The organism is Betaproteobacteria bacterium, from assembly GCA_016720925.1.
GTDB lineage: Bacteria > Pseudomonadota > Gammaproteobacteria > Burkholderiales > Usitatibacteraceae > UKL13-2.
Genome location: JADKJR010000036.1, coordinates 305,242 through 330,824, shown reverse-complemented (window position 1 = coordinate 330,824; position 25,583 = coordinate 305,242). Strand labels below are relative to the sequence as shown.

Annotated in this window: 26 protein-coding genes; 6 read left to right on the top strand and 20 right to left on the bottom strand. The window is 58.1% G+C overall.

Annotation, left to right across the window (positions count from 1 at the left end; genetic code table 11):
- Positions 1-18 precede the first annotated feature (18 nt).
- The 5 genes from IPP88_24250 to IPP88_24230 all read right to left on the bottom strand — a co-directional run bounded on the left by IPP88_24250 (position 19) and on the right by IPP88_24230 (position 4,299).
- A complete protein-coding gene (locus IPP88_24250; protein ID MBL0125640.1) occupies positions 19-1,305 on the bottom strand; it encodes an ABC transporter permease in 1,287 nt (428 codons plus the stop codon).
- A gap of 2 nt (positions 1,306-1,307) precedes the next feature.
- Complete coding sequence (locus tag IPP88_24245) at positions 1,308-2,246, bottom strand: ABC transporter ATP-binding protein (protein MBL0125639.1); 939 nt, start codon at positions 2,244-2,246, stop codon at positions 1,308-1,310.
- A gap of 171 nt (positions 2,247-2,417) precedes the next feature.
- A complete protein-coding gene (locus IPP88_24240; GenBank protein ID MBL0125638.1) occupies positions 2,418-2,747 on the bottom strand; it encodes a multidrug efflux SMR transporter in 330 nt (109 codons plus the stop codon).
- A 3-nt stretch (positions 2,748-2,750) separates the two neighbouring features.
- Positions 2,751-3,716 carry an MBL fold metallo-hydrolase gene (locus tag IPP88_24235; GenBank protein MBL0125637.1) on the bottom strand — a complete coding sequence of 322 codons (966 nt, stop codon included), beginning with the start codon at positions 3,714-3,716 and terminating at the stop codon, positions 2,751-2,753.
- 130 nt (positions 3,717-3,846) lie between these two features.
- On the bottom strand, positions 3,847-4,299 hold the full coding sequence (locus tag IPP88_24230; GenBank protein ID MBL0125636.1) for a hypothetical protein: 453 nt from the start codon (positions 4,297-4,299) through the stop codon (positions 3,847-3,849).
- 142 nt (positions 4,300-4,441) lie between these two features.
- Between IPP88_24230 and IPP88_24225 the strand changes: the two genes are divergently transcribed.
- Entirely contained in the window at positions 4,442-5,257 is an 816-nt protein-coding gene (locus IPP88_24225) for a crotonase/enoyl-CoA hydratase family protein (GenBank protein ID MBL0125635.1), read from the top strand.
- Positions 5,258-5,284: 27 nt separating this feature from the next.
- Here the strand turns inward: IPP88_24225 and IPP88_24220 are convergent, their stop codons facing one another.
- From IPP88_24220 to IPP88_24205, 4 genes are all read right to left on the bottom strand, one after another.
- Complete coding sequence (locus IPP88_24220) at positions 5,285-6,133, bottom strand: alpha/beta hydrolase (GenBank protein ID MBL0125634.1); 849 nt, start codon at positions 6,131-6,133, stop codon at positions 5,285-5,287.
- Between the two features lie 142 nt (positions 6,134-6,275).
- Positions 6,276-7,916, bottom strand: coding sequence for an acyl-CoA synthetase (locus tag IPP88_24215; GenBank protein ID MBL0125633.1), 1,641 nt, complete (start codon positions 7,914-7,916; stop codon positions 6,276-6,278).
- A 345-nt stretch (positions 7,917-8,261) separates the two neighbouring features.
- Positions 8,262-9,146 (bottom strand): bifunctional methylenetetrahydrofolate dehydrogenase/methenyltetrahydrofolate cyclohydrolase FolD, encoded by an 885-nt coding sequence (folD, locus tag IPP88_24210; GenBank protein MBL0125632.1) that lies wholly within the window; start codon positions 9,144-9,146, stop codon positions 8,262-8,264.
- Positions 9,143-9,775 (bottom strand): 5-formyltetrahydrofolate cyclo-ligase, encoded by a 633-nt coding sequence (locus tag IPP88_24205; protein ID MBL0125631.1) that lies wholly within the window; start codon positions 9,773-9,775, stop codon positions 9,143-9,145. The genes folD and IPP88_24205 overlap by 4 nt, the downstream gene beginning before the upstream one ends.
- A 30-nt stretch (positions 9,776-9,805) precedes the next feature.
- Here IPP88_24205 and IPP88_24200 point away from each other — a divergent pair, with 30 nt between their 5' ends.
- Entirely contained in the window at positions 9,806-10,285 is a 480-nt protein-coding gene (locus IPP88_24200) for a DUF3617 family protein (protein ID MBL0125630.1), read from the top strand.
- An 81-nt stretch (positions 10,286-10,366) separates the two neighbouring features.
- Here IPP88_24200 and IPP88_24195 read toward each other — a convergent pair whose 3' ends face one another.
- The 4 genes from IPP88_24195 to IPP88_24180 all read right to left on the bottom strand — a co-directional run bounded on the left by IPP88_24195 (position 10,367) and on the right by IPP88_24180 (position 14,763).
- On the bottom strand, positions 10,367-10,849 hold the full coding sequence (locus IPP88_24195; protein MBL0125629.1) for a mismatch-specific DNA-glycosylase: 483 nt from the start codon (positions 10,847-10,849) through the stop codon (positions 10,367-10,369).
- Between the two features lie 63 nt (positions 10,850-10,912).
- Complete coding sequence (pabB, locus tag IPP88_24190; GenBank protein ID MBL0125628.1) at positions 10,913-12,700, bottom strand: aminodeoxychorismate synthase component I; 1,788 nt, start codon at positions 12,698-12,700, stop codon at positions 10,913-10,915.
- A 246-nt stretch (positions 12,701-12,946) separates the two neighbouring features.
- Positions 12,947-13,129: a hypothetical protein gene (locus IPP88_24185; GenBank protein MBL0125627.1), complete on the bottom strand. Its 183-nt coding sequence runs from the start codon at positions 13,127-13,129 to the stop codon at positions 12,947-12,949.
- Positions 13,130-13,350: 221 nt separating this feature from the next.
- Positions 13,351-14,763 (bottom strand): RICIN domain-containing protein, encoded by a 1,413-nt coding sequence (locus IPP88_24180; GenBank protein MBL0125626.1) that lies wholly within the window; start codon positions 14,761-14,763, stop codon positions 13,351-13,353.
- Between the two features lie 463 nt (positions 14,764-15,226).
- On the opposite strand from IPP88_24180, the gene IPP88_24175 reads away from it, so the two are divergent.
- Entirely contained in the window at positions 15,227-16,954 is a 1,728-nt protein-coding gene (locus tag IPP88_24175) for a YcaO-like family protein (GenBank protein MBL0125625.1), read from the top strand.
- A 158-nt stretch (positions 16,955-17,112) separates the two neighbouring features.
- Here IPP88_24175 and IPP88_24170 read toward each other — a convergent pair whose 3' ends face one another.
- Positions 17,113-17,823 (bottom strand): alpha/beta fold hydrolase, encoded by a 711-nt coding sequence (locus IPP88_24170; protein ID MBL0125624.1) that lies wholly within the window; start codon positions 17,821-17,823, stop codon positions 17,113-17,115.
- Between the two features lie 245 nt (positions 17,824-18,068).
- Here IPP88_24170 and IPP88_24165 point away from each other — a divergent pair, with 245 nt between their 5' ends.
- A complete protein-coding gene (locus IPP88_24165; protein ID MBL0125623.1) occupies positions 18,069-19,244 on the top strand; it encodes a molecular chaperone DnaJ in 1,176 nt (391 codons plus the stop codon).
- A 212-nt stretch (positions 19,245-19,456) separates the two neighbouring features.
- Here the strand turns inward: IPP88_24165 and IPP88_24160 are convergent, their stop codons facing one another.
- Positions 19,457-19,798, bottom strand: coding sequence for a hypothetical protein (locus IPP88_24160; GenBank protein ID MBL0125622.1), 342 nt, complete (start codon positions 19,796-19,798; stop codon positions 19,457-19,459).
- Positions 19,799-20,046: 248 nt separating this feature from the next.
- Here IPP88_24160 and rhlP point away from each other — a divergent pair, with 248 nt between their 5' ends.
- Both rhlP and rrtA read left to right on the top strand, forming a co-directional pair.
- On the top strand, positions 20,047-20,877 hold the full coding sequence (gene rhlP, locus IPP88_24155; GenBank protein MBL0125621.1) for a rhombotarget lipoprotein: 831 nt from the start codon (positions 20,047-20,049) through the stop codon (positions 20,875-20,877).
- Positions 20,855-21,484, top strand: coding sequence for a rhombosortase (rrtA, locus tag IPP88_24150; GenBank protein MBL0125620.1), 630 nt, complete (start codon positions 20,855-20,857; stop codon positions 21,482-21,484). Before rhlP ends, rrtA begins: the two co-directional genes overlap by 23 nt.
- 111 nt (positions 21,485-21,595) lie before the next feature.
- Here the strand turns inward: rrtA and IPP88_24145 are convergent, their stop codons facing one another.
- From IPP88_24145 to IPP88_24125, 5 genes are all read right to left on the bottom strand, one after another.
- Positions 21,596-22,024 (bottom strand): hypothetical protein, encoded by a 429-nt coding sequence (locus IPP88_24145; GenBank protein ID MBL0125619.1) that lies wholly within the window; start codon positions 22,022-22,024, stop codon positions 21,596-21,598.
- A gap of 65 nt (positions 22,025-22,089) precedes the next feature.
- Positions 22,090-22,596, bottom strand: a complete 507-nt coding sequence (locus IPP88_24140) for a metal ABC transporter ATP-binding protein (protein ID MBL0125618.1) — start codon at positions 22,594-22,596, stop codon at positions 22,090-22,092.
- A gap of 80 nt (positions 22,597-22,676) precedes the next feature.
- Positions 22,677-23,225 (bottom strand): hypothetical protein, encoded by a 549-nt coding sequence (locus tag IPP88_24135; protein MBL0125617.1) that lies wholly within the window; start codon positions 23,223-23,225, stop codon positions 22,677-22,679.
- A gap of 226 nt (positions 23,226-23,451) precedes the next feature.
- The gene (locus tag IPP88_24130) at positions 23,452-23,937 is read right to left on the bottom strand and encodes a DUF5343 domain-containing protein (protein ID MBL0125616.1); all 486 of its coding nucleotides are present in this window, start codon (positions 23,935-23,937) and stop codon (positions 23,452-23,454) included.
- A gap of 567 nt (positions 23,938-24,504) precedes the next feature.
- Positions 24,505-25,575, bottom strand: coding sequence for an MBL fold metallo-hydrolase (locus IPP88_24125; GenBank protein MBL0125615.1), 1,071 nt, complete (start codon positions 25,573-25,575; stop codon positions 24,505-24,507).
- Between the last annotated feature and the right edge of the window lie 8 nt (positions 25,576-25,583).

Genomic DNA, 25,583 nt, shown 5'->3' with positions numbered 1-25,583 from the left:
AGGGCATCCTTTGTGTCCTCACTCATTCCATCGGAACCGCCAGATTGCGATCGCGAACAACACCGCGCTCGACACGATCAGGCCCCCCATCGGCGCAAGCGCCGCATCGATACCCAGTCCGCGCCACGTCATTGCCGCGAGTCCGTCGATTGCCCAGCGCGTCGGCACGAACATTGACAACGTTTGCAGCCACTCCGGAAATATGAACGACGGCACCCAGGCGCCGCCCAGCATGACCATCAGCAGCGTGGCGAAAATAGCCAAGCCGCGCGTGGCTTCAGGATTGTTGCCGATGGCGGCCAGCAGCAGGCCGAAGCTCGACGTCAGCATGGCGAAGCAGACCACCATGCCAAGGAACCCAATGACGCTGCCCTCGATTCGTACGCCAAAAAACGCCATGCCCGTTGCAAAAATGCACAGCATCAGGATGATGGCAATGAGTGCACTGCTGGCCACCGTGCTGCCCAGCAGCAATGTTTTGGTCACCGGCGCCGCGCGCAGCCGCTTCCACAGGCCCATGCGACGCGTCAGCAACAAACCGATACCGATGTCGATGCCCATGAACATGATGAATTGCACGCTCATGCCTGCGAAGGAATGCGAGTAGCTGTTGTACTTGCGCTCCTTGGCGGACGTGACCTCATTTGCCTGCGTGGTGAAGGGCATATCGAAGCCGGACAACTTTGATTCGCCCGTGGATGTGCCCGCTGGGCCGGCCGAACGTTTTTGCACACGCTCGATGCTGTCGAACATACCGACCAAATCGCGTTTCTCGTCGTCCGGAATGCTCTTGCTCGCGCTGACCTCGCCGCGGAACCCGGTCATGACGGTCGAGTTATTGCTGAACGCCGATTGCGATACCGCCTTCATGACGTGCTGTGTGAGCATCCCGCGCACCATCGGCATGACCATCGATTGTGACGGGTCGTAGTGAATGGCGATTTCCGGTTTGGCGCCCGGCCGGAACATGGCGCGGCTGGCCTGGTCGCCGAATCCCTTTGGCACGATCACGGCGGCGCGGAGCTTTCCCTTTCTGACCTGCTCTATCGCGGCATCGTTTTCCATGGCTTGCACACTCAACGCCGTATCGCTGTTGAGTCCGGCGATGATCTGCGTCGAAATTGCGCTGTTGTCCTGATCGACGATGGCGATGGGAACCCGCGCGGTTGCCTTGTCGCCGCCACCGAACAGCGAGCCGAAGAATGCGGCGATGGCGATGGGGGCGGCGAGCGTAATGATGAGCGCGCGGCGATTGGAGAAGTACAGCTTGAGGTCTTTTCGGACAAGTGCAATGAAGGCGTTCATTCTTATGCGTCCCTTAGTTGACGGCCAGTGAGACTTAGAAACAGGGTTTCAAGATTCGCGCGGCCAGAACTGATCCGATTCACTTTATGGCCGCGCGCAGCCAGCCAGCCGAGCACTGTCGATGCGGATGCCGCAAGCGAATCGACGCCTACCGTCAGCCGGCCATTCTGTTGTGCGGCCGTCTTCACACCTGCTTCACCCAATAGCGCCGCAATATCAACTGCATTTCCCGTCCCCGTCTCCAGTTCGATATCCAGCGACGCTGAAGCCGGCAACTGGCGGTAGAGTCCCGCGAGCGTATCGTCGGCGATGACTTTGCCGTGATCGATGATGACGATGCGATCGCACAAGCGCTCGGCTTCCTCCATGTAGTGCGTGGTGTAAACCATGGTCTTGCCGCGTGCTTTCAGGGTTTCCAGGTTGTCGACAATCGCGTTGCGGCTTTGCGGATCGATGCCGACCGTCGGTTCATCGAGCAGCAGGATGTCGGGATCGTGTACCAGCGCGCAGGCGATGTTAAGCCGGCGCTTCATGCCGCCGGAAAAAATCGAGGGCTTGTCGCGGGCGCGATCGGCGAGGCCGACCAAGTCAAGTGCCGCGTTGGCCCGTTCCCGCAGCAGCGCGCCGCTCAAACCGTAAAGTGCGCCAAAGATTTCCAGGTTGCCCATCGCGGACAGTTCTTCGTAGAGGGCGATATCCTGCGGCACCAGACCGATTCGTTTCTTCGCCGGACTCGCGTCGCCATCGATGCGTAATCCCGCCAGCCGGACTTCGCCTTTGTCGGGCGCGGTCAGTCCGCAAATCATCGAAACAGTGGTGGTCTTGCCCGCGCCGTTTGGGCCTAACAGGCCGACAATCTGGCCGGGTTCGGCGTTCAAGGAAATACCCGCGACGACCTGACGGGCATCGTAGGATTTCCAGAGATCATTTACTTGCAGCATATGGCGCCCTCCGATTGGAACTGGAGGCATGCTACGCGCGAATGAGATCAAGCGGTTGGGATGGGTGACGGAACGTGCGTGGAATGGCGCGAATGGTACTGGCAAAGCGCGAGCCGCGTACTGGGCAGAATTGTCACCTTCCCGGTGAGCTTTCCCGGAAAATGCGTCCGCCTACTTGGCCACCGATGCCGAATGCAGCCCCATCACACCAATGACGATCAATCCCAGCGAGACCATCTTCAGGGTCGTGGCCGGTTCCTTGAAGTAGAAAATGCCGATCGCCGCGGTCAACGCGGTGCCCACCCCGGACCAGATGGCATAAGCCACGCTGAGTTCGATCGTCTTGGTCGCCACCGTATTGAGGCCAAACGCGCAGGCGTACAGCACGAACATCAGGATACTCGGCGTGATCTCGGTGAAACCCTTCGAGAGCTTCATGCAGGTGGTACCGGCGACCTCAAAAAAAATCGCACCGCCGAGAAAATACCATGCAGTGTGCATTGACTATTTCGCTGCCGGGGCAGTGGCAGGCGCCGGTGCGGGAACAGGAGCAGTGGCAGGGGTTTGCGCGATCACCAGCATTTCGACAAATCGTCCCGGCGAGATGAATGACTTGCCCCACTTTTCGTCGAATTCGGCGGAGGGTGTGGCGGCGAGAATATCCTGCAGTTTCTTGCCCTCTTTCATCAACGCCTTCACCCGGCCGTTCACGGTGGCAATCACGTCCCGATACACCTTCAGATCGGCTTTGGTGGAAACCGGGCCGTGGCCGGGGATGATACGGGTCTTGTCATCGGCAAGCGCCAGAACGCGATCCGACGCGGCAATCACGCCATCCGGCGTGCCGCCACTGGAGGAATCGATAAACGGATAGAAACCATTGAAGTATGTGTCACCCATGTGAATAACATTACTGTTCCTGAAATGCACAATGGCGTCGCCGTCGGTATGGGCTTTCGGCACATGAAACACGAATATTTCGTCGCCGTTGAGATGGAATGTGAGGTCACTGGTAAACGTCACCACCGGCAATGCCGCCTTGGGCGAAGCCAGCGCCTGCATTTTGAAGAGCTGGATGAACTGATCGGTGGAGAGCCGCTTGCGGACATTTTCATGCGCCACAATCAAGCTGCCCGCCTTGCTGAAATTTTCATTGCCGCCGGTATGGTCGCCGTGCCAGTGGGTATTCAGGACGAACTGCACCGGCTTGTCGGTCAGCGCCTTGATGGCGGCGGTGATTTTCGGCGTCATGGGCGCGTACTGGTCATCGATCACGAATACCGCATCGTCGCCAATGGAAACGCCCAGATTGCCGCCCGCACCCACCATCATGTAGGTGGTTGGCGAGAGTTTCTCGGTCTTGATTTCAGCCTTGTCGAAATTCTGGGCGAAGGCGGTGGAATCGAGTAACGATGTGATCGCGCAAAGGGTCGCGAGAACGGAAGAGAGGCGCGAGCGCAAAGTGAACATTGCATATACCGGGGCGAAGGTGAGGCGACATTATCTTCGATTGCACGGCGAATTGTGCAAACGCTACCGCGGATTTGTGCAAACGGGGCTGCGGGGCAGAAAAGCGGCCCCGGCCAGCAGCTTGCCTGTCTTACCTGCCGCTTTTCTTCCTGCGCTTGGAGTCGGACTCGTATTCCAGCCTGACGATCAATTTTTCCGCTTCGACTTCCGCGGTGCGGAACATTACCGGATACCCGCCCTTGAGGTGGGACCACTCGCGATGCAGGAAATGGCTGCGAAGCTGTTCCAGCGCCATCAAATCGCGCTGTGCGCGCAATTCCACCAAATGCCCGTCGAGAATTTCGCGCATGCGCAATTCAGCCGCGGCTTCAAGCTGGTGAAGGACGCGGTTATGCAGCATGTGGGGGCGTAATTGCTCGCTTGGCGTTACCTCTTTCAGCTGAAGCACATCTTTCATTCGCGTGTTCTGCCGGATCTTGGCCATGCGCTGATGACAGTCTTCCTCGACGGCGCGGATCGCCGCAGCCAACTCTGCGCTGATCTCATTGCGGTTGTTTTTTCGGCGATTGGGAATAGTTGACATAAGGGTATTAGACCATTTTCGCCACTGGGAAATACTACCTGTGCAGGTGGGATTTTACTTGTTGGGCGAAAATCACTTTTGCAAGGCTGCCAACGTAAAATGTCACCACCAACCAATGAGACAAATCAACATGCCGCCGAATATGCCGACGCTGACCACTCTGGAACTCTCGCTTGAGCGCCATATCGCCCACGTTCGCCTCAACCGCCCCGACAAGGCCAATGCCATGTGCCGCGAGGTGTGGACCGAATTGCGCATTGCATTCGACTGGATCGATAACACGCCCGAGGCGCGGTTGGCGATCATCAGTGGAAACGGTGCGCACTTTACGTCGGGAATCGATCTGGCCATGCTGGCAGGCGTTGCCGATGAAGTCGATGATGACTGTGAGGGCCGAAAACGCGAAAAGTTGCGTCGGGTGATCCTGAACTTGCAGGATACGCTGACCAGCTTGGAGCGTTGCCGCAAACCGGTGATTGCCGCCATTCACGGCGCCTGCATCGGCGGCGGGATTGATTTGATCTGCTGCGCGGACATGCGCTTCTGCTCGGCCGACGCATTCTTCTCCATCAAAGAGATCGACATGGGCATGACCGCCGATGTCGGTACGCTGCAACGCCTGCCCAGGCTGATCGGCGATGGCATGGTGCGCGAACTGGCTTACACGGGACGCAAATTCACCTCTGACGAAGCGAAAACGACGGGGCTGGTCAATCGCGTGTTTGAGACGCCCGACGCGCTGCTGGCGGGCGTGCAGCAAATCGCCGCCGAAATCGCCGCCAAATCACCGCTGGCCATGCGCGGCACCAAGGAGATGATCGTCTATGCGCGCGATCACTCGGTGGCGGACAGCCTCAATTACATCGCCACCTGGAACGCCGCCATGCTGATGTCATCTGACCTGCAGGAAGCAATGATGGCCAGCATGCAAAAGGTGCCGCCGAAGTTTCGGGATTAGGGCGTCAGAAAACCCGGCGCCTGGTGATTATTCCGCAAGCAGGAAATCGCGCACGGCCTTGATCTGCCCTGCTTCCTGGAACATCGGCGCATGCCCGACATGCGTAAATTCAACACCGCGCACACCGGGTTTCCGGCACATTTTTTCGTACGTTTCTTTCATCAGCAAATCCGACTCGGTGCCGCGGGTGATCAGCACCGGGCAAGTCACCTTGTCCCATACGGTCGACAGATCCACATCCTGCGTGGCGCCCGCGGCAAAGGTATTGCCGACGCCCGGATCATAGCGAAACGTCCATGCACCATCGGCCTCTTGCTTCACCAGTGGCACCGTCAGCTGCCGCCACGTGTCATCGGACATTTCGCCGAACGGACTCACCGCACGCACCGCCATCACGATTGACTCGAAATCCGCAAACCGTGGCGTCGCGCCAAGATACATGCCGATACGATCCAGCGACGCCTTGGGAATGAGTGAACCCACATCATTCAAGACCAATCGGGTGATCGGCGTGTTGCCTTCCGAGGCCAGCAACATGCCGATAATGCCACCCATGGAGGTGCCAAGCCAGTGCAGTGTCTCCACGCCATTTGCCGTGGCGCGCGCGATCAGGGCCACCATGTCGTTCATGTACTGCACGTAGTTGTAATCGGCTTTGTTGGCGTACCAGTCGCTCTCGCCGCGCCCGGCGATATCGGGACAAATCACCCGGTAACGATCCTGCATGGCCATCGCCAGCGTATCGAAATCGCGCCCACAACGCGTCAGGCCGTGCACACATATCAGCACATTCGTATTGGCGGGATCGCCCCACTCGGTGTAGTGGACGCGACTGAATCCGCTGCTGGAAAGTGCGCGATAGAAGTGATGCCGCATGGGCGTCATGCCACGGCCTCCATGGCCTTGAATGGACCCATCATGCAAAGGATTATTTGTTGTCGAACCATCTCCACCTTCCATCTGCAAATCCATTTCTTGTCTGGTCTATCCGCCCAATGTGTTCCCCGCTGCGATCTTGTCATTCAATCGCATCCTTGCTCCGCGCCCATTCCCGCAACACAAACTTCTGGATCTTGCCGGTCGATGTTTTCGGCAGCGGCCGGAAGATGAACTTCTTCGGCACCTTGAATCGTGCCATGCGTTCACGGCAAAACACCAGCATTTCTTCTTCGGTCGCGGTTGCACCCTCTTTCAGTTCCACAAACGCGCATCCCACCTCGCCCCATTTACCGTCCGGTTGCGCCACCACCGCCGCGACCAGGACTGCGGGATGATGCGACAACACGTCCTCGACTTCCTGCGAGGAAATATTCTCGCCACCGGAGATAATGACATCTTTCGCGCGGTCCTTGATTTTGACATAGCCATCCGGGTGAATCACCGCCAGATCGCCCGAGTGAAACCAGCCGCCGGCGAACGCTTCGTCGCTGGCCTTGGAGTTCTTCAGATAGCCCTTCATGGTGATGTTGCCACGGAACATGATTTCGCCCATGGTTTCACCGTCGGCCGGCACTTCCCGCATCGTTTCCGGGTCCATCACCGTCATGCCTTCCTGCAACAGGTACGCAACACCCTGCCGTCCATTCAATCGCACCTGCTCATCCAGCGGCAGCGCTTCCCATTCCGGGTGCTTGGCGCAGACGCCGGCAGGCCCGTAAACCTCGGTCAGGCCATACACATGTGTCAGCGCGAAACCGAGCTTGGCCATGCCCTCGATCATCGCCCCGGGTGGCGCGGCGCCGGCCACCATGACGTGCACTTTCTGTTCGATGCCGCGCTTCTGCTCTTCCGGCGCATTGATCAGCAAGCTGTGCACGATCGGCGCGCCGCAGAAATGCGTGACGCGGTGTTCGCGGATCAGCTCAAAAATCAATTTCGCATCCACCCGGCGCAGGCACACGTGGGTGCCGACATTGGCGGCAATCGTCCACGGGAAACACCAGCCGTTGCAATGGAACATCGGCAGCGTCCACAGATACACGCTGTGCTTCGGCATCGACCATTCGAGGATATTGTCGACCGCGTTCTGATGCGCGCCGCGATGGTGATAGACCACGCCCTTGGGATTACCCGTGGTGCCGGAGGTGTAGTTCAGCGAAATCGCGTCCCACTCATCAACCGGCATCGCCCATTCGAAAGCGGCATCACCGGTTGCGATGAAGGCTTCATAGTCGGTCTCGCCCAGCTTCTTGCCATTACCGGTGTAGACCGGGTCGAGCACGTCGATCACCAGCGGTTTGACCTTGCAGAGTGCCAGCGCGGCTTCAATGACCGGCGCGAACTCGCGATCGGTGATCAGCACCTTCGCCTCGCCGTGATCGAGCATGAAGGCAATCGCCTCGGCGTCGAGCCGTGTGTTCAGCGTATTGACCACCGCACCGATCATCGCCGGTCCGAAGTGCATTTCGATCATCTCGGGAATGTTCGGCAGCATCGCCGCCACCGTGGTGCCCTTGCCCACGCCGCGCAGTTTCAAGGCGGAGGCGAGGCGACGCGCGCGGGCGTAGAGCTGGCTCCACGTGAATCGGCGCGGGCCGTGAATGATGGCCGTGCGATTGGGATAAACCGCCGCCGCTTTCGGCAGGAACGAAAGCGGGGTCAGCGGCGTGAAATTGGCAGGATTCTTCTCGAGGCCCTGATCGTAGGCTGTCATGGCAATGCTCCGCGGCGGTGAAGGCTCAGAAACAACAAGGTTCCATTATCAGGCAGGAAGCCGTTTCTGCTCGGGCGCGGGACAAAAGCGCGTAGATCAAGCACTGGCGCGAGTTTTAGAGGCTTTTTGGCCTGGAGGGCGCGCCGGTGCTTGAGTTTGTATCAAGCTGTTGAACACTGTGTTGGCGATTTGTCTGTATGATGAAAGTTAACTGTTTGGAATGCGAGAAAGGGTGTTCCTGCGGTTTCCTGCTGCTGCCGTGGGCGCCCCCCCTTCGAGGCCGGCGGGCTGGGGGGCAGCACACCGGCCCTAGTTTACCAATCCGCACGGCGCGCCCGCCGCGACGAGCCACTACGCCAGCATCGTCTCTTTCCCCGATTCGAACAGTCCCGCCTTCCGCTCCGCCGCACGCAACGTGTTTCCCAGCAGCATGGTAATCGTCATGGGCCCGACACCACCGGGCACCGGCGTGATCGCGGAGGCAATTTCTTTCGCTGATTCAAAATCCACATCGCCCACCAACTTGCCGTCGGGCAAGCGGTTGATACCGACATCGATTACCACCGCGCCCGGTTTCAGCATATCGCCGGTAATCATGCGCGGCTTGCCGACGGCGGCGACCAGGATATCGGCATCGCGGGTGAATTTGCCGATGTCTCGCGTCTTGGAATGACAGATCGTCACCGTGCCGCCGGCTTTCAGCATCAGCATCGCCTGCGGTTTGCCGACGATGTTGGAGCGGCCGACGATGACCACGTGCTTGCCTTCCACGCCGATGCCTTCGTACTCCAGCATCTTCATGACGCCATACGGCGTGCACGGCGGATAGCGGCTTTCGTCGATCACCAGCGCGCCCATGTTGGCGTAGTGAAAGCCATCGACATCCTTGTCGGGATGGATCGCTTCGATGATGGCGCGGTCGTCGATCTCCTTTGGCAGGGGCAATTGCACCAGCATGCCGTGAATCGCCGGATTGGCGTTCAGCGTCTGGATGAACGCGACCAACTCGGGCTGGGTGATGCTGGCCGGCTGGGCATGGACCTCGGAATACATGCCGATGGCTTCGCAGGCGCGCGCCTTGTTGCGCACGTATACCTGCGAGGCAGGGTCGGCGCCGACGATCACCACCGCGAGGCCAGGCTTCACGCCGCGCTCGATCAGGCGATCGACACGCAGCTTGTATTCAGCGCGAAAGAATTCGGAGATAACTTTGCCATCGATCAGTTTTGCAGTCATGGGGAAATGTGCAGTAATTGGGATTCGGTAACAAGTATGTGAAACGGCTGGTCGTCTGGCCCGGTCGGCACGGCGTCAACCACCTGACAATCAAACGCGGCCGCCACGCGCAGCGGCTTGCGCAATGCCGATGCCAGCAGCCGGTCGTAATATCCCGCACCGTAGCCCAACCGGTTGCCCGAGCGATCGAAAGCCAGTCCCGGCATCAGCACCATGTCGATATCTGCCATCGCCACCTGCGGCGCATCGGCACGCGGTTCGCGAATACCCCAGACGCCGTCAACCAGATCGGCATGACTTTCAACACGATGAATCACGAGCGACTTCGATGCTTTGTCAATACGCGGCAGCGCCGCCATTTTACCGTCCCGCAACAGGCGATCGAAAAAGTGGTGCGTATCGAGTTCCGTGCCGAAGCTCATGTAAGTCAGAACGCTGCTTGCGTCACGATAGGCATCCAGGCCGACGAGGCGTTGCGTGATCGCCTTTGCCGCTGCCTGCCGCGCATCCGCCGGCATGGCATCGCGTGCGGCCAGTACCGCGGTACGCAGGGCTTTCTTGGCGTCATGCAGCGAGTTGGTGGCACCCGTCATGACGTGATTGTATTCCGCGCGAACGCCCGCTAACATCACGTTGTCAAAACTTTTCCAGGAGCCTCCATGAAAAAACTCATTCTCGCCGCAATCATCGGCACTGCTGCTTTCATCGCGCACGCCCAGGCCGGGCTCGACCTGAAGGGAAAAATGAAGCCTGGCGAATATGAAACGACGGTGAAGATGGAAATTCCGGGAATGCCCGCGGGAATGGGCGGTGGCAACAACACATTCAAGAAGTGCTACACCAAGGAGGACCTTGATAAAAGCAAAGGTGACCCGTTTGGCGACCCGAAGAGCGGCAAACGGGACACTTCCTGCGAGGTGAAAAACGTGAAGAACAGCGGCAATACCATGAGCTATGACGTGGATTGCCCCAAGGAAGGCATGCTCTCAACGACCACGCTTGCGTTTTCCGATAACAACGTGAAGGGTCTCACCAAGATGAAGATGTCGGGCGAAAACGCGAAGAACATGCCGCCGGGGATGGGCAATATGCAGATGCAGTTCGAGAGCAAATATCTGGGGCCGACCTGCAGCAAATAGACTGGCCTGCCAGAATATGAAGCGGCGCGAGATGTCATCCGCGCCGCTTTTTCTTGCTTACTTCAGAGCTATCGCTTCGATCTACCGAACCTGCTTGCCGGTGATCTCGCGAGCAAGCGCTTGCCACACCTCTATGTTGAAAAACCGCGTCGCCAGGCCCGAAGGCGATGGCAGCACGAAGAATCTTGTCTTTCCCCAAACGTCTTTCTGTAACCCGTAATCCACTGCGCGCGTCAGCGCGGACTGTGCCGCATTCTTGCTGGTGAACGCGACCATTGCCGGTTGAAATTGCGCCAGCTTGTGGCGGAATTCGGCCAGGTCAAACGCATCGTCCGGCAACTCCGCATCCACGCCGCTGTGAACCTTGCACAAATCGGTCAGGCCAATCCCCAGCGCCAGCAATTGCGGGTACTCGTTGGGCGTGAATCGCCGTGGTGTGATCCCCACCTGATGCAGGGTTGGCCAGAACTTGTTGCCCGGCTTTGCGTAATAAGCCTTCGCGGCAGCGGAGGCTTTTGAAGGCGCCGTACCGCAGAATATGAGGCGCAAATTTGGGGCCAGCAAATCAGGCACCAGATAGCTCTTCTCCCGCGGGAGAAGGGTGGGGATGAGGGGCCGTGCGCGCACTTAAGCCGCCATTTCAAGCGCGTCCGGTGTTGCGGGCCGCACCTCCACCCATCCTCGCAAGCCATTCAGCCACCAAATCTCCTCGGCAAGAAAAATATCTTCACGCCGTAACACGCGTTCCTGCAAAACACCCCACGCCACCAGTTCATCCCGTAACGTGCCATTGAGCAGCCCGCACGACACCGGCGGCGTCCACAATACGCCATCGCGTTTCACCACCAGATTGGCCCGGGTAAATTCAGTCAGCTCGCCCCGCTCATTCCACAGCAGCGTATCGAACGCCGCCTGTCCACGCGGCGCGTGCTGTTCATAAATTTCCCGGCGCGTCGTTTTGTGCAGCAGGAATTCATCGGCGCTGGAAATGGGCGCATCCGCCATGCGGAATGTCGCCTGTGCGGGTGCCTCGTCAAATGGTATCGCTTCCGCGCGCATGGCGCCCTCGCGATCCAGCAGCAGGCGCGCGCGCCAGACCCCGCGCGGATATTGGTGCTTCAGCCGGTCAAGCTCACGCAGCAACTGTGCGCGATCAAACGCAAAACGGAAATGCCGCGCCGAATTCTCCATGCGATCCAGATGCCGCTCGCGCAGTGCAAAATCGCCCTCCTCCAATCGCAACGTCTCGAGCAATTCAAACGGTTTCGATGCGCGCTTCACGAAGCGGCTCTTGTATATCACCTCTGCCCACTCGCCCTCGACGGTGGAATCCCAGGTTATGCCGCCGCCCACCCCGCATATCGCCCGGCCGCGCTCAATCCATACACTGCGGATGCCGACGTTGAAGCACGCGCGTATATGGCCATCGACGGATGGCGCCACGTAGCCGATCGCGCCGCAATACGCACCGCGCGGTGCCGTTTCCAGATCGCAGATCGCGTGCATCGCTTCAACCTTCGGTGCGCCAGTCACGGACCCGCAGGGAAACAGCGCACGAAACACGTCTGTCAGCCCCAAGCCGTCACGTAGCGTCGCATTGATGGTTGAGGTCATCTGCCAGACACTTGGCAGCGGTTGCAGCGCGAACAGCGCGGCCACTTCAACAGAATTCGGCCGCGCGATACGCGAAAGATCATTGCGCAACAGGTCGACGATCATCAAATTCTCGGCGCGTTCCTTGTCCGAATGCGTGAGTTCCCAGGCGATGCGTTCATCTGCTTCCTGCGTATCGCCACGCGGCGCGGTGCCTTTCATCGGCTGTGTTGTCACCTTGCCGCCGTGCAGCGAGAAAAACAATTCCGGCGAGACCGACAGCAATTGCGCGTCGCCGGTGTCGACATAGGCGTGATAGCCGTTCGGCTGCGAGTATTGCAGCGCACGATGAAACGCCAGCGCGTCGCCGGCAAAATCGGCGGCGAGGCGGGTGGTGAGATTGACCTGATAGAAACGCCCGTCTCGAATATCGGCGCGGATCGATTCAACCTTCTCCCGGAAGGCGGCGTGGTCAATGTCCGTTCGCCATTCGCCGACGTGATACGTCGCCACTTCCGGCGGACGGGTGATGCGGCAGTCAACCGATGACGCATCGTTTTCCGGGCAGGCGGCGGCGGGCGCCGCAAACTCCGCAAACCAGGCCAATGGCTGATTGTCTTCTGCTTGCACCATTAGCGCCGCATCAAACGCCGGGGCGGCTTCATGTGCAACAAACCCCACGCACCAGTGGCCAGCCGCACTCGCGCGCGCAACTTTCTCCAGCACCGCTGAAACCTCCGCGATGCGCATGGCCATATGCACCGCCACCGGCTGCGTAAATATCAGGCGCAATCGCTCCGATGGCGTGAGCGTCGCCAGCATGGGGAAATCGATTTCGCAGCGGACGGGCTTCATTTCGCGGGGAAGTTTGGCACACAAAACTGGCGCGGGAATTGATCGGGGAAAGGAAGGCAACGAAAGCAGCGATTGGCAGCGCGAAAGAATGGATAAAGAATCCACGCTGGCTCCAGACGTGAAAATACCGCCAAATTGGCAACACCTAATTTGGCCGGCACATCATAAAACCATTTTAAATCAGCCGGTTATCTGGCTGATTCGGTACCCGCATCAGCTACCGCGTGGCTTTTTCGGCACAAATGCGGGGGGCCGCGTAAACGGCTGCGCGTGCACCGCAGCGATCTGACCGGTCGCGTAGGCGACGGGCTTTGCAGCGACGGGAGCTTCCGGTGCTGCAGCGGCAGCGGATTTCTTGGTAGCTTTCACGGGTGTTTTTGCGGGAGTTTTAGTCATTTTTAGTACTTTGGGGTGCCTGAAGGGGAAAACAATAGCGTTTCCCAACAAACATATCAATGCATTTGTTGGGCAGGAACTCAGCCGCAAGCCACTCTCGCGCCCGTTCTTCGGCTATTTCGCCAATTGGGAGACAGCGCTTTTGATTTCACCTAATTCACATTCACCGGAAAAAAAAGGGGCCCCACCGAGCCCCTTTGTTCGATCAGGCGTGCGCCCGCTCAGTTGCGATTGTCTGATTTCTGCTTGCCTCGCGGCGATTCGTAACGCGCACGCGTATAGGCAATCGTATTCGACGGTCGCCCGACCTGGGCGGCGCGAAAGCCGGTGATTTCCTGCTGGATATCGAAACGCGCATTGCCCAGAAACAGTTGCGAACCACGATAGTAGCCGGTCACCCGCTGGCCGCCATCAATCGCGGCGATAACCACGCCATCCGAGAAAATCGACAATTGGACATTGGCTTGATAGGTGTTGTTATAACCCTTGAAATCGCCCACCAGAAATGCAGGCGGCTCGTCCGAGTAGGATTGATTCTTGCCGCCCCACTTGCGGCCGGAATTGTAGCCGCGCCAGTCGGAATCGTTGCCACTGATCTCGACACGCCATTGCTGGTTGACGCCACCATGACAATCGAACTGCATGATTTCGGCACCATCGATGCCGCGCGCCGCATCCAGATCCAGGCACTTGCCGCTGCCCACATTCACGATAATGGAGAATCCACGCTCCGCATTCTCCATGCGCCAGCGCTGTGAGGGTGCGCCGGTCCACGAATACTGGCGAACATCGGCGCCGCTGCGGCGATCACCGCCCTGCACATCCATTACCTTGTTGCTGGCTTGCGCGACAAAGGCAATCTCATTGCGGCCGACATCGACCACATCCCATATCTGGGCGGCGGACGCGTTGCAGCTCCACTGATGGATATTAGCGCCGTCCACCGTACTCAAGCGTTCGACATCGACGCACTTGTCGGTGGCACGGGAATGAATCATGCCGGTGTACAGGGTACGACCGGTTGGACGCGTGCCGACCGTTGCGACGGATGCCGCGGGCGGCGCAATGGCAGCACCTGGCCGCATCACGCCGCCAGAAAATCCACTGCCGCTCGCTTGCGCGCCGGCGCGGCCAAAGCGAAACAACTGGTTTTCCCCGCCGGTGCAACGGTACTGCGTGATCCTTGCGCCCGATGATGTGGAGGCCCCTTCAACGTCAAGGCATTTTCCGCTGGCAACGTTGACGATCAGGTAGGTGCCAGCCACCTTGGACTCCAACCGCCAGCGCTGCGCGCCACTCTGGTTCCACGTCCATTGGTGCACCGTGGCGCCGTCCTGCCCGGATGCGTTCTGTACATCCAGCACCCGACCGCTATTGCGGTTGACGATGGCGAACTCACTATTGCCCAATTCCATCACATCCCACCCGCCGGGCGCATCGCTGCACCGGTCTTGCTGGATACGCACGCCCTCTTGCGCGGAGGCCTGCGCAAGTTCAACGCAAAGACGGCTGCCAACGCCAATGATGGGGCCGCTGTGAATGGCGCGGCCGCGCACCTCTTGCGCATGACTGGCGCCGGCCATCAAGCCCGCGGCCAGCAACGCAAACCCGGTACGCATCAATGTGACTTTCATGTTTTTCTCCTCAAGTAAACGGCTGATTCGGTATCTTCACCCGGCATGATCCCGGTTTTTTCCGGCGAGAACACCGCGTGTGTTGGTAAAAGCACGCATTGAGCAAATGCGCGCATTGGCAAATATAGGTCGCCGCCATTCTGCCTGAACGAAGGCCATCCGATTCCGAACAAATGTATCTTGCGTGCCATGTTTGAGGTCGAGACACGTCGAGTTTCGTGTCATGCCGATTCTTCGTTCCCGACGACAAAGATCGCCATTGGGCGCGGCTTTCCATGGCAAAACGGCCTGGAGGCCGCGCCAATACTGGAGTTTGGCCAATCAGGCCGCATTTCCCCGGATCTGGCGGCTCGCGGCAAAGAAAAATGAAAGCGCTTCCGCGTAACCCTGCGTACCATATCGCCTCTATCATCGCCTCCATCATTGCCTCCATTATCGCCTTCACGAACCGAAAAGATATTCCATGCCAAACCACGAAACCTTCATCCCCAGTAAAGATGCCTCGCTCGAATCATCGATCGCCACGCTGCTTGGCAAGCTCGACGCGCTCGGCTTTCATGTCGTCGAGCGTTCGTGGCTCAATGAGATCGAAAACATCTGGTCGGTGCATGTCACAGACCGCGATTGCACACGCCTGTTCAGCAACGGCAAGGGCGGCTCCGAGCTGGCCGCGCGCGCCAGCGCGCTGGGAGAATTCTTCGAGCGCCTCAGTACCAACTATTTCTGGACTCATTTCTATCTTGGCGAAACGATCGCCAACAACAAGTTTGTCCATTACCCCAACGAGCAATGGTTTCCACTCAAAGGTAAAGGTAAGGCCTGGCCGAAAGGCCTGCTCACCCCTGAGCTTCAAGCGTTTTACAACCCGGACAAGGCGGTACGCGCCGACCAGCTCATCGACCTCAATTCCGGCAACGCGGCGCGCGGCATTTGCGCCATTCCCTACACGCGGCTACGCGATGGCGCGACCGCCCTGTTCCCGGTCAATCTCATCGGCAACCTGTATGTCAGTAACGGCATGTCGGCGGGCAACACGATGATGGAAGCACGCACGCAGGCGCTTTCGGAGATCTTTGAGCGGGACATCAAGTTCCGCATCATTCGCGAAGGCATTTGCCTGCCGGACGTGCCGGAAGCAGTGATCAACCGGTATCCGCGTATTGCCGCCGGCATTCGCGGCCTGCGCGCGGCGGGCTTCGGCATCCTGGTGAAGGATGCCTCGCTCGGCGGCGAGTTCCCGGTGATGAACGTGACGCTGCTGCATCCGAAGGACCAGGGTATTTTTGCCAGCTTTGGCGCGCATCCGCGCTTCGAAGTCGCGCTCGAGCGCGCATTGACCGAACTGCTGCAGGGCCGCGCGCTGGATTCGCTGGGGGATTTTCCGGCACCCGGTTTCGATATGGACGAAATCGCCGATGCACAGAACCTGGAAATCCATTTCGTCGATTCCAGCGGAGTGATCAGCTGGGAATTCCTGCGCGACACGCCAGACTTCCAATTTGTCGACTGGAATTTCGGCACGACCACCCAGGAAGATTACGATTGGTCCATACAACGCATTCATGCCAGCGGCCATGATATTTACATTGCCGATTTCACGCACCTGGGCGTCTACGCCTGCCGCATATTTGTGCCGGGCATGTCGGAGATCTATCCGATCGAAGAATTGCAATGGGAAAACAACACGGTCGGCAATCTGGTGCGGCCTGCCATCCTGAGATTGCCTGAACTGAGCCAGGAAGAATGCGTGGCCTTGCTTGAAATATTTGATGAGCTGGACCTGGCCGAGAACCTGCCGATCACCACACTCATCGGCCTCGCCGCCGATGCCGGCACGGCGTGGGTGGATCTGCGAGTGGGCGAATTGAAGGCGCTGGCAGGACTCGCCGCGGATGACAAGGAGGCCGCGCTGGACGGCTGCGCGTGGATCAGCCAGTTCGGACAACTGGGCGAAGAGCGTGGCCGTGTCTATCGGTGCATTGAAAACATCCTTCAACTCGAAGACGCCAGACGATACGATGCAAACCTGCAACTGCTGTTCGGCGCGGATGCACTGCGCCAGGCCTGGGCGCTGGTGGACCGGGAACAGCAATTCTTCGGGCTAAACACGCTGGGCGCGAACATGGAAGGCAGTGATATGCACCGGCGTTTGCTGGCGGCCTACCAGAAAGTGCAGCGACCGCAGATCTGATTGATCCCCGACAGTGACGCATACGATGTCTGCCAATCACATCGATCGAACGTTGGATCCCGGCGAAGCATTCTTCTTTCTCGCCGACCGCATTTCATGTCGCAACTTCATCCTGATTGCAGAACGCCGCAGCGCGACCTGCGCGCCGTCACGGGCGGCTAAAGGTTGCAAAGCCACATCCGCATTGCGTCCGATACCAGCTTCGGCTGTCCCATGGTCGAAAGGTGCGCGCACTCGTCGATCACAACGAGTTGCGAACCTGCGATGGCCGCCGCGATTTCTTCATGGACGTCTACTGGCGTCATAACATCGTCACGTCCACACAGAACAAGCGTCGGGCAACCGGCAAGTTCTCCCAAATGCGGACGGCTATCGATGCGTCCCATGATGGCGCGCTGCTGTCGCAGAAATGCGTCCTTGCCGATTCGGTGGCCCATCGAGTAAACGGTATCGACAATGGAGTTGTATTTCATGCGCGATGGATGCACGAGTTTCGGCATCAGCGTATCGAGCACAACTTGAAAATTGACTTCAGCTTGCGCCATCAGCTTGTGACGATTCGCGATCGCTTCCGGCGTATCGGCGCGAGCGCTGGTATCGAGCAAGGCCAAGCCCAACACGCGCTCTGGCGCCTGCCGCATGATTTCCAGCGCCACATAGCCGCCCATTGAAAGGCCGGCGAGGGCAAATTCCTGCGGCGCATGCATCAGCACGCTCTCGGCCAGTTCGGCGATGCTGTCGGCAACGGTGAGATCACCCACCGACATCTGTGCAATATCGGCGAGATCTTCCATCTGGAATTGAAACAGGCGCGCATCGGTGAGCAGCCCCGGCAGCAGGAGGAGATTTACTTTATCGTTCTCTGTCATGTCACAAACCCTTCGTATGAGCCTTTATTGCTCGCCGTGCCGCGGCAGCGGGCAACGCCATCGCAACACGTTGCAGCACCTGTAGCTTGCGGCAATGCCATGAGTCGAATTGTAGGACAACGCCTCTTAAATCGTTCTGCCCAGTCTCGTATCATCGTGAGAGAGGCAGACAAGTGGACGCGAGTGCGCGCGATTCCGGTCATGCAAAATCGCAGTCGAAGGATCTTCACATTTGCTCTTCTAACATGGCCCCGACTATCATGGCTACCTTCCTGTTGCCGCAATTGACCATGACCCGCCCGCCTTCGTCCATTCGTATCGCTTCACAACCACACCAGCCCAACCTGTCCAAGGGGCAGAAGGCGTTCAATACGCTGGTCAAGCGAATCGAAAGCAGTCGCGAGACGCTTGTTCAATGGCAGGCGGTCTTGCTGACCTACCAGCAAAAAGTGGCGAGGGACTATGTGCCGCTCGCACAAACGTTCCGCGAAATTCAGGGGGCCATGGTGCATAGCCTGGATCTGGCGTTGGATCGAAAGGGACTCACCCAGGCCGAACGTCTGGTCGTCAAGGACATTATTTGCCGTCTTGCCGAGCACCTGATTGTCGATACCGGCGACGAGGCGTTGAAGGCGATCTATAACAAATACAGCGATGTCGATTTCGATGCCGAGGAAGCCGCGGCGGTCAGCAGTATGAAGTCCGCGGTGGAAGCCATGTTTGAGATCGATCTGGACGACGCGGCCGAGCTGGATTCGACCGAAGACGTCATGGCGCAAGTGCTCGAGCAGATGGAAAAGGAGCATCTGCTGCGAATGGAGGAAGAGGATCGCCGCAGCCAGCGCAAGAAGAGCGCCAAGCAACTGGCGCGGGACGCAAAACTCAAGGCGGAAGCGGACCAAACGAGCCTGTCGATCCGCGAGGTCTACCGCAAGCTGGTCAGCGCCTTGCACCCCGATCGCGAACGCGATCCGCAGGAACGTACGCGCAAAACGGCGCTGATGCAGCGGGTCAACCAGGCATACGACAAAAAGGATTTATTGCAACTTCTGGAACTGCAGCTGGAGCTGGAACACATTGACGCGCATACCATCACGGGCCTGTCGGAAGATCGGCTCAAGCATTTCAACAAGATCCTGAAAGACCAACTAGCCGAATTGGAAATGGAAATCGCGCATCTGGTGATTCCGCTCCACGAGCAATTCAACCTGTCGCCCAATCAGACATTGCTGCCCAACGCCGTCATGCCCCGCTTGACGCGGGACATCGCCGAACTGCGACGCCGCATACAGGACCTGCAACGAGAAATCCTTGTACCGAATGATCTTCCCGTGTTCAAGGACTGGATCAAGGCCCGCCGGCGCGAAGCCAAGGAACGGGAAGCGCGAATGCGTGACGAGGATGAGTTTCCGGTTTTTTAGCAGCCTGCCGGACGTTTGGTCAGAGATGCCGACCGTTTGGCGCGGAGCGTATGGCGAGTCCAAGACACCAGCACTGGCGGGGCGTTCTGGACATTTTCGGCTGGAAAGGCGCGCCAAATGGCGATCCGCGCGTTGAAACGCCTTGCAATCGAACGACGGCAAACGATGGGCGTCTGCTGAGATTCAAACCGCAAGCGCAATTGCGCGCGCATTCAGCCACGGCTCCCAACGCGGTGGCGGCGATCGATTCCGGTTTCGATTTTTGCCGTGCGGCGATCGGACAAACCGGCACGGCGAATCAACTCGTTCCAGACCGCATCACTGTCCGCGGACCTGAAGCTCACGTACAACGCCACTTCCTCGGGATACGCACCAGCGGCGCCGAGGCGCGCGAGATGACGGGTGGCGGCCCCTGGCACGGCATCGGCCTCCCAGGCGCGCATGATGGCTTGCCACAATGCCCGCTCGAACGGCGCGTCCGCTTCGTCAAAACCGTATTGCCATTTCAGGAACGACGTTTCCGCGGGAGACAAGTCTTTGCTCAGAAACTTCATTTTCACCGCTCCTCGAATAAAACCGTACCTGACGCAATTCAGGTCCGGTACGACAGTTAAACAATACCACTGCCAAGCGGTTTCGGTGAAATGGTATTGCTTTTCGCTACTTCCGGCGGAGCCATCCGCCACTTTCTACAAACCAGTTTCAAACCGCCGCCGTCCTAGTAGGCTGACTGCTGCGGATGGCGACTGCCGCGCATTGCGCCTGCCACGAACCGCCGCAAAAAATTGTAGAAAGGACAAACATGAAATTCCTGACGACGTTGATTTTGCTGCTGATTACCGCGAGCCTGTGGGGCTGCGCATCATCATTTTCTCACCGGGAAGTCAAACAATCCGCCAGCATTGTTGACTACCTCTACCCGGCCGCAACGCAAGCGCCACAGATGGAGGCGGGGATGACTTACCTGCGGCCGCCGGTGCGTGTTGGCATCGCTTTTGTTCCCACGGCTCCGCGGGTGCGGTCGTTGCCCGAAACTGAAAAAATGAAGTTGCTGGAACGGGCCAAGTCCTCCTTCGCCGGGCACGAATACATCGGCGCGATCCAGGTGATTCCCACGCAATATCTGCAACCCGGCGGCGGGTTCGCCAACATGGAACAAGTCGCGCGCATGTTTGGCGTCGATATCATGGCGATGGTGTCCTACGATCAGGTCCAGTTCAACGACAGCAATTCGCTGGCATTTCTCTATTGGACGATCGTCGGCGCGTATGTCGTGCACGGCGACGAATACGATGTGCAAACGATGCTCGATATTTCCGTGTTCGACGTCGCCAGCCGCAAATTGCTGTTTCGCGCGCCGGGCACCAGCCAGGTGAAAGGCGCGGCCAGCCTGGCCAGCTTCAGCGAGCGCTCGCGGGCCGCGCAAGTCGAGGGATATAACAAGGCCGTTGAGCAATTGATTCCGCAATTGCAAAGTGAGCTGGATACATTCAAGGTTCGCATCAAGACGGCGGCCAATATTCGCGTTGAAGCCCGTCCGGGGTATCGCGGCGGCGGCAGCCTTGACTGGGCCGGCGTGTTGATCGCCATCGCCCTCAGTGGACTGGTGTATGCAAAGCGCCGCAAAGTATAACGGCGCACCGCTGGTTGCGTTGCTGGCAGGTGCCTGCATCGCGTTTGCATTGCTGCCGGAATCGTTCAACCAATGGCTGGCACTCGATCGGGAAGCGATTCGTCATGGTGAATGGTGGCGATTCTGGACGGCGCACCTGGTTCACTTCTCACCTCGGCATGCCGCCATCGATGCGCTGGTATGTTTCATCGCCGGCAGCATCGTCGAAAAGCGGATGGGGTCGTGGTGGATTGTGTGGGGGCTTGCCGGTATCGGGCCGATGATTTCGATCGGGCTGCTGCTGTGGTCGCCTGACCTGGTTCAATATCGCGGATTATCCGGAGTCGCGATGGCGCTGTCGGTGATCACGATGATCGGCATCGCACGGGAATATCCGTCGTACCGGCTGGTGGTTGGATTGCTTGCGGTCGTATTGGCGGTCAAGGTGGTTGGTGAGGCACTGGGAATTTCGACGGGAGTCGGCGGACTTCCCGATGATGTTGTCGTGGAGTGGCGCTCGCATGTTCTTGGAGCGTTGGCTGGGTTTGCCTTTTGTTGCAGCAAGGCATGCTGCACGTACTCGGGACGGCCTTTACGAAGTCTGCTGCGTCGGAAACGAACCGCCTGAATGGTGCACATTGACGCCATGACAGTCGATGACGACGCAGTTGTGTGCATTTGGCAGGCAATCCGTTAGGGTGAAAAGCATTGACGCGGCTCCCCGTACTCTCCTCAGTACCTACCTGCCCCAATACAACGTGACGCCAAGCCACGGCAATGGCAGCGCACGGAATGGATTCATGTCGGTAACCATGCGGCTCAGGCGATTGCGATCATCGTAGTGAAGCTGGACTCTGATTTCGCTGTCCCGATAGACGCGACAAACAAGGTTCTGCACCGGGACAATGGCATAGACAATATCTCCGGAGCCACATACGTCCACAAACCTCGGCCTCGCGCGCCGGCACTGTTTTACCGGAATAACCGAGACCGGAATCTGGCGGGAGGCCCAATACTCCTGGGCATGCGTTGGTGAATCGAGAGAGTTTTGATTCACGGTCAACTGCGCGGCCTCGCGATCAAACTCGGCCGTGCAGGCACCATCCGTGAACAGCGGCGGCATTAGCGCCAACCAGACCACGGCGACAAATCCGAGGATGCGGATCATGTTGAGCCTGAGGAGCCGGCTTCGTTAGTGAAATTCGGCATCTGGCCGTGATTGCTTTGGTGTTTTTATTTAATCGCGGAAAGGCCCACGATCGGGTTGTCGCCAGTTTCAGCGTTACCAAGCGTAACCCGTTCTGCCGGGTGAAAACCCACCTGAATGGGTAGGAAATGATCGTGCACCGGTGGATTTATCTCTGACGGCCCCATCGAACACTTCTTTTCAATCGCAGCTTGATTCGCAGCATCGTACTCACCCTTCAGCCGGGAATACTCTTGTTCTTGCCCCTTCGTACCGCCCAACGCAAACAAAGCCGGCCAGAAAATCAGGAGGCCTGCGCCCATGATTAGCTTGTCATTGCTGGCTGCTTCATCCAGTCGCCCGGCAATCTGATTGACACGGCCTCGAATGCGTTGCATTTCTGCCGTGAGCTGACTGCAATCGTAGTTTGCATACTGTATTGGCGACACGTAGCTGGACGAGATGTCCTTTGATGATGTTGCGCAACCTGGAAGGGTTGTTGCACCCACGAGCGAAATAGCGACGATAGCCGCCGTAGTTTTTCTTGCGAACATTGGTCTCTCCCCTTTTTTTTGAAATTATTGATGCGTTGACTTTCTTACATAGGCCACTTGACCTGTCATTTTTTCTACCTTCACTTGACCTGTACTGATTCCACCTTTAGTGCAATCAGGTCGTCGATCAATTGCTTGATATTCACTTTGGCCGCGCCTTCATTGGCGAGTCGCAGGCGCTCATACCCGGCAAATGCATCCGAAAACTTCGCCGTATAAGGTAGCGATATCGACTTCGAATAAACGTTCTTACCGCTTGCACGCTCACTAAGTACGTAATTGACTGAGGCTGTAACAGTCATATCAAGCCCGATAAATGGCTGATCCACTTTCTCGAGATGCACCGTCAAAAAATGGCTACCTAGCGGCTTGCCTCCGGAAAGCAGGCCAGCAGATCGCAGTGAGGACTCCAGTGCCAGCTCAAAATCACTACTGCCGATGTTGGACTTCCAAGCCGGATTCGTATCCTGCCCACCTGTTACATCCTTGACCGCGACGTTGTTCTTCAGCGCGGTTTTTGCATTGACGGTTGCTGCGTCTGCAAAAACCGACATCCCCTCGACTTTGGCGCCAGATGCGCATCCCGAAAGGATGACAACTATCCCCATTGCTGCCAGCAATTTTTTCATTAGTTCTCCCTGAGCAAGTTGTTTTAAAAAGCGGCGTTTCGCATGTTAACAAGAAATAGCAATTGTTAGTCAGCCATCGCGCGACTATTTATTTGCAAATGTATTGATGCACCGCAAATTCCGTAAGTGGAAAATAGTGCGGCCACTCGCTCCACGTATTCAGGATCTGTGCACGTACAACTCACAGGAACACGTTTTTACTGCGTCGGCGCAACGCGCAATGCCCTCACCGCCCGCCTCGCCTCTCCTCTTTCCGCCGATTCTCCACCGGCGCCGCTTCCACCCGCGGGCTCGCCAGATCCCGCAGAGCGAGGAAGGTCCCGACCACTGCGCGCGCGGTCGCGTGCCCCGGCTCCAGTCCGGTGACTTCGGCGACCAGCGCCCCCAATTCTTTGCGTGGAAGTTCGTTTGCGTTGGCATTGCGTGAATACAACGCGGCGTAGCCTAGTTGCATCGCTTTCGCGAGAGCAGCTTGGGCTTGCCTGGGTTTTCGCAGTTCGTTGTAAAGTTCGGTCGGCTTGCCTTCCACCGTGAGCAAGCCGATGCGCTTGGCCAGGGCGATAAAGGCGCGATCCGATTCGCGCGCGAAGCCGAGCGTGAAGCGCAGGTAATCGTGGCTGAAAATTTCCGGTACGTCTCGATCCTGAATTTTTTCGATCATGGGGGCGATGGCGCCATAGCCAAACATGAACGGTGGGTATTCTGCGGGCACGTCTCTCTCCTTTTTATTGATCGTGTGGCGGGAGGTGATGGATGTGATGACTTTGCGGCAGTCGGGTACGCGCGAGCATGATTCCCCGGGCTTCGATCAATTGCGATTCGTCCATTACCGTCAACTCTCCCATGCGCCGTATCGTGCAGAATGCCGGGCCGGTGCACGTATTTTCGTGCATGGGCGCGGGTCATGCGGCGCCCATTTCGGTCAGACGATTCTGTGTTTTTGTTGTTGATTGAGGTTAAGTTGAGCGACGTTGAATGTCAACGGGGTTGTGGGTTTTGTGCGTGAATGGGCACGCGGGTGTTGCATAAAAGAGATGGATTCTTCCTGCCGCCGGGACAGTGGATTGCGGCTGAAATCCAGTCCGTTAGTATTTTTCTGGGATTGTAATGGGACTGGGTCCCACCGTCTGCGCCAGGACCGGACATGCCCCTACTTTGCGACGACCTCACTCAAAATCAAACACAAGCACTGGCGCGGCTACAGGTTGAAAATGGCTCCAAACACCGCGCCAGTCGCTGTGTTTTATCGTTCACCCTGGCCTGTGGACTTGAACGATCGCTACAGGTCAACCACCAAACCCTCACGCGCCGTTCCGTAGTTCGCCTCGTAGTTCCATTTATTTTTGTGCGAGGCGCTCTTCCACACGGCATTGAATTCCGACGGGCAATTGAAGTGCAGCGTCTTTGCCGCCGCCTTATGTTCCGTGAGGATGCGCGCGATGGCTTCTTCGTCGGGATGATTGAATTGCTGGCCGTTGGTCGAGACCAGATAATGCTCGGCGGGAAACGCGGCGATCATTTCCTTGGAGACGTTGTTCTTGCTGGCGTGATGTGGAAGCTTGAATGCGGTCAGCGGCAGTGCATCGGCATTCAGCGGGGCGCGTTGCAGGCTTTCCAGCAACACGCCGGGATGCGCGTCCGCACCGAACAAGACGCGCTTGCCTTCGTACTCGGCAATGAAGGCAATGCTGCTGCCATTCGGTTCCGCCTTGTCTTCCTTGAATGCGGTATCGGCCCAGTCTTCGACCTTGCCGCCCAGAAAGCCGTCCGGCAGCACTTCCTCAAGCGTGAAGGCATGGCCCGGGACGAGGCCGGCTTTCTCAATTTCCTTCACCCATTTCGGTTTGAGTTTTTGCAGCTTCGCGAACGTGGGCGAGAGCAGCGTGATTTTCATGCCGGAGAGCGTGAAGGTGGGCAGTTTGCCGGCGTCCGGCACCATCACCGCCAGATTCTTGAAACGTTTATTCCAGGTCCACGGACCATTTTGAATCAGCGGCGTCAGCATCTCTCCTTGCTTGGCGCCGAGTATCGAAGGTGATGTATTGGAAAGGTGGAAGAAACCGTTGAACCAGATTTCCTTGATCGATACACCTGTCGGGCCGGCCTGCTTGAGAAATTCGATTGCGCCACCGATATGGTCGGCGTCGATGTGCGTGACGACGAAGAGCTCAAACTTGCAGCTGCCTTCGGCGTCAACGGTTTCCTTTATCTTTGGGGCGAGCGAGCGCGGATACGCGCCAACGGTCCCGGCATCGATCAGGATGCGCTTCGGCGGGTCTGTGTCGCCCTCGCCGTACTCGATCCAGAGACAATCGCCGTGGTCGGCGGCAAGCATGTGAATGCGAAACATGGAGATGT

What these genes read in the sequence shown, in the direction of transcription:
- IPP88_24230 (MBL0125636.1), bottom strand. Translation starts at nt 4,299, where the DNA reads ATGTCAACTATTCCCAATCGCCGAAAAAACAACCGCAATGAGATCAGC.
- IPP88_24220 (MBL0125634.1), bottom strand. Translation starts at nt 6,133, where the DNA reads ATGCGGCATCACTTCTATCGCGCACTTTCCAGCAGCGGATTCAGTCGC.
- IPP88_24160 (MBL0125622.1), bottom strand. Translation starts at nt 19,798, where the DNA reads ATGAAGTTTCTGAGCAAAGACTTGTCTCCCGCGGAAACGTCGTTCCTG.
- IPP88_24125 (MBL0125615.1), bottom strand. Translation starts at nt 25,575, where the DNA reads ATGTTTCGCATTCACATGCTTGCCGCCGACCACGGCGATTGTCTCTGG.
- pabB (MBL0125628.1), bottom strand. Translation starts at nt 12,700, where the DNA reads ATGCTGGCGACGCTCACGCCATCGGAGCGATTGCGCCTGATATTTACG.
- IPP88_24235 (MBL0125637.1), bottom strand. Translation starts at nt 3,716, where the DNA reads ATGTTCACTTTGCGCTCGCGCCTCTCTTCCGTTCTCGCGACCCTTTGC.
- folD (MBL0125632.1), bottom strand. Translation starts at nt 9,146, where the DNA reads ATGACTGCAAAACTGATCGATGGCAAAGTTATCTCCGAATTCTTTCGC.
- IPP88_24225 (MBL0125635.1), top strand. Translation starts at nt 4,442, where the DNA reads ATGCCGACGCTGACCACTCTGGAACTCTCGCTTGAGCGCCATATCGCC.
- IPP88_24240 (MBL0125638.1), bottom strand. Translation starts at nt 2,747, where the DNA reads ATGCACACTGCATGGTATTTTCTCGGCGGTGCGATTTTTTTTGAGGTC.
- IPP88_24205 (MBL0125631.1), bottom strand. Translation starts at nt 9,775, where the DNA reads ATGTTAGCGGGCGTTCGCGCGGAATACAATCACGTCATGACGGGTGCC.
- IPP88_24245 (MBL0125639.1), bottom strand. Translation starts at nt 2,246, where the DNA reads ATGCTGCAAGTAAATGATCTCTGGAAATCCTACGATGCCCGTCAGGTC.
- IPP88_24185 (MBL0125627.1), bottom strand. Translation starts at nt 13,129, where the DNA reads ATGACTAAAACTCCCGCAAAAACACCCGTGAAAGCTACCAAGAAATCC.
- rrtA (MBL0125620.1), top strand. Translation starts at nt 20,855, where the DNA reads ATGCAAAGCGCCGCAAAGTATAACGGCGCACCGCTGGTTGCGTTGCTG.
- IPP88_24170 (MBL0125624.1), bottom strand. Translation starts at nt 17,823, where the DNA reads ATGACAGAGAACGATAAAGTAAATCTCCTCCTGCTGCCGGGGCTGCTC.
- IPP88_24145 (MBL0125619.1), bottom strand. Translation starts at nt 22,024, where the DNA reads ATGATCCGCATCCTCGGATTTGTCGCCGTGGTCTGGTTGGCGCTAATG.
- IPP88_24165 (MBL0125623.1), top strand. Translation starts at nt 18,069, where the DNA reads ATGGCCCCGACTATCATGGCTACCTTCCTGTTGCCGCAATTGACCATG.
- IPP88_24140 (MBL0125618.1), bottom strand. Translation starts at nt 22,596, where the DNA reads ATGTTCGCAAGAAAAACTACGGCGGCTATCGTCGCTATTTCGCTCGTG.
- IPP88_24175 (MBL0125625.1), top strand. Translation starts at nt 15,227, where the DNA reads ATGCCAAACCACGAAACCTTCATCCCCAGTAAAGATGCCTCGCTCGAA.
- IPP88_24180 (MBL0125626.1), bottom strand. Translation starts at nt 14,763, where the DNA reads ATGAAAGTCACATTGATGCGTACCGGGTTTGCGTTGCTGGCCGCGGGC.
- IPP88_24135 (MBL0125617.1), bottom strand. Translation starts at nt 23,225, where the DNA reads ATGAAAAAATTGCTGGCAGCAATGGGGATAGTTGTCATCCTTTCGGGA.
- IPP88_24200 (MBL0125630.1), top strand. Translation starts at nt 9,806, where the DNA reads ATGAAAAAACTCATTCTCGCCGCAATCATCGGCACTGCTGCTTTCATC.
- IPP88_24250 (MBL0125640.1), bottom strand. Translation starts at nt 1,305, where the DNA reads ATGAACGCCTTCATTGCACTTGTCCGAAAAGACCTCAAGCTGTACTTC.
- rhlP (MBL0125621.1), top strand. Translation starts at nt 20,047, where the DNA reads ATGAAATTCCTGACGACGTTGATTTTGCTGCTGATTACCGCGAGCCTG.